General features: G+C 68.2%; 6 protein-coding genes. All 6 read right to left on the bottom strand.

The genetic code is table 11. The annotated features are described in order from the left end of the window. Positions 1-18 precede the first annotated feature (18 nt). On the bottom strand, positions 19-315 hold the full coding sequence (locus tag ACRDSQ_RS18930) for a hypothetical protein (RefSeq protein ID WP_431422901.1): 297 nt from the start codon (positions 313-315) through the stop codon (positions 19-21). Continuing rightward, positions 315-770, bottom strand: a complete 456-nt coding sequence (locus ACRDSQ_RS18925) for a hypothetical protein (protein WP_431422900.1) — start codon at positions 768-770, stop codon at positions 315-317. The genes ACRDSQ_RS18930 and ACRDSQ_RS18925 overlap by 1 nt, the downstream gene beginning before the upstream one ends. Next, entirely contained in the window at positions 767-1,204 is a 438-nt protein-coding gene (locus tag ACRDSQ_RS18920; protein ID WP_431422898.1) for a hypothetical protein, read from the bottom strand. The genes ACRDSQ_RS18925 and ACRDSQ_RS18920 overlap by 4 nt, the downstream gene beginning before the upstream one ends. Next, positions 1,201-1,638 carry a hypothetical protein gene (locus ACRDSQ_RS18915; RefSeq protein WP_431422897.1) on the bottom strand — a complete coding sequence of 146 codons (438 nt, stop codon included), beginning with the start codon at positions 1,636-1,638 and terminating at the stop codon, positions 1,201-1,203. Before ACRDSQ_RS18915 ends, ACRDSQ_RS18920 begins: the two co-directional genes overlap by 4 nt. Continuing rightward, entirely contained in the window at positions 1,638-2,141 is a 504-nt protein-coding gene (locus ACRDSQ_RS18910) for a hypothetical protein (protein WP_431422896.1), read from the bottom strand. The genes ACRDSQ_RS18915 and ACRDSQ_RS18910 overlap by 1 nt, the downstream gene beginning before the upstream one ends. A gap of 464 nt (positions 2,142-2,605) precedes the next feature. After that, the coding region (locus ACRDSQ_RS18905; protein WP_431422895.1) for a DUF7340 domain-containing protein at positions 2,606-2,869 on the bottom strand (264 nt) is incomplete at its 5' end.

The following is a 2,869-nucleotide window of genomic DNA, read 5'->3' as shown; positions in this document are numbered from 1 at the left end:
ACTGCGGACCGCGCACCATCACACCCCGCCGCTCTGGCCGGTGAGGGCGCGGTAGCGGTCGGAGTCCAGGGCCGCCAGGTCGGGGCCGTGGATGGTCTCGGTGCCGGAGTACTGGGCGGCGTGCGGGCTGCACCACGGCTCGCGGTACTCGCTGTCGAGGATCGTGCCCGCCTGCCCGCAGGCGGAGTCGGTGCAGGTGACGCAGCTCGCGCACAGCGCTTCGCCGGTCTGCTCGTGGTGGTAGATGGTGATGTACTCGGCGGGCACATCGTTGTGGTTGGCGCAGGTGAGGTCGGCGCTCGTGTCCGGGTTCATCATGAGATCCACATCGTGAGGTCGGGAAGCGGGTAGCGCGCGGCCTTCTCGGCGGCGGCGGAGAGCACGAGCGCGGGCAGGGTGGTGCGGTCCTCGGCGAGCGCCCGGTAGACCCGGTGCCAGCCGTCGATCACGATCGACCCGTAGCCCTGGCCGGAGTCGGACACGATCCGCACCGCGATGATCGGGCGGTCCAGGTCGGTGCTCATCGCGTGGTCGTGGTCGACATCGATCTGGATCAAGGAGATCGCGCCGGGCGTCCGCCAGCCCGGCAGGAACGCGGCCAGGCTGCCGATTCCGGCGTCGACCAGTTCAGCGGCGTCGAGGTCGGCGGCGATCAGCTCGGCCGCCGCCGTCTTGCACCACCGCATGGTCAGGAACCGGAACGTCTGGCAGCCCAAGTGCGTGCTCGGGTGCGGCGTGCCCGGCCGTGGGGTACTCGGTTGGGTTGTCATGGTGTCTCCCCGACCGGGCTCAGCGGGCCGGTGATGTTCGCGCGGACCATCGTGAACAGCTCCGCCAGTACGGTGAGCCGTTCGAGGTCGGCCGGGATGCCACGCTTTTCGAGCAGGGTCGCCACCCGCATGGCGAGGTGGTTCCACCGGTCGGCCCCGATCAGCAGCGCGCACCGGTCGCACGCGCCCCAGTTGTCGATGCTCATGAGGTTTCTGTTCGAGGGCAAGGAGAACAGCCGCACCGGCAGCGTGAAGTCGGCCTGACGGACGGTGCAGAAGTCGCACCGGCCCCGCCAGTCGGGACCAGCCTGGACCGGGACCGGTTCGTGGTCGGCGACCTGGCTGATCGGGTGGGCGAACGTCACGCCCTCTCCGGTGCTGATCCGGCTCAGCGACGCGTCGCACACCTGGCAGATGATCACGGGTGGGCTCATAGGACGCTCCCGTTCACGACCTGCACGACTCCGGCCGGGAACGCCGTCGCGGCCGAGGCCGCCTGGTGCTCGAACTGGAGCCAGATCACCGTGGGAAACCACGGCTCGCCCGGTGCTCGATGCGGGGAAACCGTGACGACGAGCCGTTCCACCGCCCGGTACAGGACCTGCGCCGCGGTGACCATCTCATCGGGGGTGATCACGTCGACGTCCTCGACGGGATCGCGGTGCTCGGGGCCGAGCAGGAACTCGTTGGACAGCCCGCCGAGGGCCACCACCAGCTTCGCGCCGTCCAGGGCGACCACGCGGAACTCCACGTACTCGGGGACGGTCCCGAACGCCTGCTCCAGGATCAACGCGGCGTGGACCTCACGCGCCACCGCCATCAAGTCCGGTGGTGGCGTCGGTCGGTCGCCGTATGTGAGCGCGGGCATCAGAGCGCCACCCGGGCGAGCAGCCCAGCGACCGACGCGCGCAGGCGGGCCAGGCGGCGGGTGATGGGGTGGCGCAGGTGGTAGCGGCGCACGCTGACTCGGCCGGGGGTTCGGCTGTGGCGCTCGAACTCCCGCAACACGATCACGTTCGGCCCGATGAACCGGGCGGTGCCCTCGCGGTGGTAGTTGTACTGGTCGATCCAGTTCGTGACGTGCGCGATCAGCTCGTTGGTCTGGTCGGCGTCTTCCAGATCGGCCAGGGGAAGGCCGTGGACCTCGACGTCGACGATCCACGGAGCGGCGATCTCGTAGCGGTACACGGTCGCGCTGAACAGCAACCCGAACTCGCGGGGCAGCTCGTCCATGAGCGACCGCGCCAGCTCCGGGACGCTGAGGTGTTCGGTATCGGCGTATTTCGACCCGAACCGCACCATTCCGTCCGGTTCGGTGAGCTTCTGCGCGTGGGGCGGCTTGCCCCTGTGCCTGCCAAGAATGCCCAGCATGAGGAAATGCCTCCTGTGAGATCACGGATTCCCCTACGGCCCATTCAGGAGCCTTTTCGGTGGGGCTGCAATCCCATCCTGTGCATTCATTCGGGAACGGGCAAGCATTAATAATGCAATACACATCACGGTTCGGATCGAAAGAAACGCGGCATTGCAATACTCGGCAATTCACGTTTCGTGCCATTCATTTCTAACACGAATTGGTGGCCCGCGTATTCGTGGGGATCGGGGTTGTGCGGGCAGCGGCGGAGCGTCGCGCGTGCGGCCGTCAACAGGGTGTGGCCGAGGTTGGGACGCGGAGCCGCTGCCCGCACAACGGGGAAGACCCCGCCGCGCTGGGGGGCCGCGTGCGGGGTCTTCCGTTGGGGGAGTCGTTTCTCGGCTGGCGATGGATACAGCTCTGCCGAGCCCGGTCAGTATGGCACAGGTCGAAAGGTCGGGTCAACCGATCATCGGGTGTGTCATTCGCAGTCCAGGGCCAGGGTCTCCTTGTGTTGGTTGTCGAGGATCGCGCCGAGCTGCGCCCACACGTCCAGGCCCCATCGCGTGCCGCACGCGCCGCACACGGCGTCGACCCGGTCGGTGTCGATCGTGAGCGCGGGTTGGCGGACCCATTCGGTCTCCACTTCGGACCACACCAGGATCGTGGTCTCGCGGCAGACCGGGCAGGCGTGCCCGCGTAGCCGGTAATGGGGCTGCGGTTCGAGCACGGCGCGGGCCTGCTC

It is taken from the genome of Actinokineospora sp. (genome assembly GCF_050699995.1).
In the GTDB taxonomy this organism is placed as follows: Bacteria; Actinomycetota; Actinomycetes; order Mycobacteriales; family Pseudonocardiaceae; genus Actinokineospora.
The sequence above is the reverse complement of the archived record's forward strand: the minus strand, read 5'-3'. Positions and strand labels throughout refer to the sequence as shown.

What these genes read in the sequence shown, in the direction of transcription:
- ACRDSQ_RS18930 (WP_431422901.1), bottom strand. Translation starts at nt 315, where the DNA reads ATGAACCCGGACACGAGCGCCGACCTCACCTGCGCCAACCACAACGAT.
- ACRDSQ_RS18925 (WP_431422900.1), bottom strand. Translation starts at nt 770, where the DNA reads ATGACAACCCAACCGAGTACCCCACGGCCGGGCACGCCGCACCCGAGC.
- ACRDSQ_RS18920 (WP_431422898.1), bottom strand. Translation starts at nt 1,204, where the DNA reads ATGAGCCCACCCGTGATCATCTGCCAGGTGTGCGACGCGTCGCTGAGC.
- ACRDSQ_RS18915 (WP_431422897.1), bottom strand. Translation starts at nt 1,638, where the DNA reads ATGCCCGCGCTCACATACGGCGACCGACCGACGCCACCACCGGACTTG.
- ACRDSQ_RS18910 (WP_431422896.1), bottom strand. Translation starts at nt 2,141, where the DNA reads ATGCTGGGCATTCTTGGCAGGCACAGGGGCAAGCCGCCCCACGCGCAG.